Here is a 1,913-nt window from a genome sequence, read left to right as displayed (position 1 = left end):
GTCCGCATGGGATTTCAATTACCGTCAGCGTGCCTTCTCCCGAAGTTACGGCACCATTTTGCCTAGTTCCTTCACCCGAGTTCTCTCAAGCGCCTGAGTATTCTCTACCTGACCACCTGTGTCGGTTTCGGGTACGATTAACTGTAACCTGAAGCTTAGAGGATTTTCCTGGAAGCAGGGCATCAATTACTTCACTACCTTAGTAGCTCGTCATCACGCCTCAGGGTCTCAGTGACCGGATTTGCCTAATCACACCCCTACACGCTTAACCCACCATCCAATAGGTGGTAAACCTAGCCTTCTTCGTCCCCCCATCGCAGTTACAGCCAGTACGGGAATATTAACCCGTTTCCCATCAGATACGCCCTTCGGCCTCTCCTTAGGGGTCGACTCACCCTGCCCCGATTAACGTTGGACAGGAACCCTTGGTCTTCCGGCGAGCGGGCTTTTCACCCGCTTTATCGTTACTTATGTCAGCATTCGCACTTCTGATACCTCCAGCATGCCTCACAACACACCTTCTACGGCTTACAGAACGCTCCCCTACCCAATACACTTACGTGCACTGCCGCAGCTTCGGTGCATAGTTTTAGCCCCGTTACATCTTCCGCGCAGGCCGACTCGACTAGTGAGCTATTACGCTTTCTTTAAATGATGGCTGCTTCTAAGCCAACATCCTAGCTGTCTAAGCCTTCCCACTTCGTTTCCCACTTAACTATGACTTCGGGACCTTAGCTGGCGGTCTGGGTTGTTTCCCTCTTCACGACGAACGTTAGCACCCGCCGTGTGTCTCCCATGATTAAACTTGTCAGTATTCGGAGTTTGCATCGGGTTGGTAAGCCGGGATGGCCCCCTAGCCGAAACAGTGCTCTACCCCCAACAGTTACTCATGAGGCGCTACCTAAATAGCTTTCGGGGAGAACCAGCTATCTCCCGGTTTGATTGGCCTTTCACCCCCAGCCACAGGTCATCCGCTAATTTTTCAACATTAGTCGGTTCGGTCCTCCAGTTAGTGTTAACCAACCTTCAACCTGCCCATGGCTAGATCACCGGGTTTCGGGTCTATACCCTGCAACTTTTCGCACAGTTAATACTCGGTTTCCCTTCGGCTCCCCTATTCGGTTAACCTTGCTACAGAATATAAGTCGCTGACCCATTATACAAAAGGTACGCAGTCACACATACCCAACGGTACATGCTCCCACTGATTGTACGTACACGGTTTCAGGGTCTATTTCACTCCCCTCCCGGGGTTCTTTTCGCCTTTCCCTCACGGTACTGGTTCACTATCGGTCAATCAGGAGTATTTAGCCTTGGAGGATGGTCCCCCCATCTTCAGACAGGATATCACGTGTCCCGCCCTACTCTATAAGCTTCCACATAATGCATTTTCGTGTACGGGACTTTCACCCTCTGTCGTGCGACTTTCCAGACGCTTCCACTAATACACTATGCTACCCGCTTGGGCTCCTCCCATTTCGCTCGCCGCTACTTTGGGAATCTCGGTTGATTTCTTTTCCTCGGGGTACTTAGATGTTTCAGTTCTCCCGGTTCGCCTCATCTGACTATGTATTCATCAGATGATAGTGCAGTCACCTGCACTGGGTTTCCCCATTCGGACATCAACGGTTATAGCGCCTTTTATCGGCTCACCGTCGCTTTTCGCAGATTAACACGTCCTTCATCGCCTCTGATTGCCTAGGCATCCACCGTGTACGCTTAATTTCTTAACCTTACAACTCACAGTTGTCTTGGTTTCAATTACGCTTTTTTCTCTTTTCTACTTCTTCACATTCATACTTTCATACAAATGCCTTCCGTAAAAACGAGAACTCGTTTCTTTCAGCTTGTTCCTAATTGTTAAAGAGCTTTATCTTTCTATTTACTCTTAAAAGTAAATACAAACATAATTT

At 49.0% G+C, this 1,913-nt stretch carries 1 rRNA gene (running past one end of the window); it reads right to left on the bottom strand.

The window, feature by feature from the left end:
• Nucleotides 1–1,733: ribosomal RNA gene (locus J3U74_RS12230) — 23S ribosomal RNA — on the bottom strand (it extends 1,267 nt beyond the left edge of the window).
• Nucleotides 1,734–1,913 lie beyond the last annotated feature (180 nt).

Source organism: Gilliamella sp. B3892, from assembly GCF_026536305.1.
Classification (GTDB): domain Bacteria; phylum Pseudomonadota; class Gammaproteobacteria; order Enterobacterales; family Orbaceae; genus Gilliamella.
This window is presented reverse-complemented; position numbering and strand designations above follow the sequence as displayed.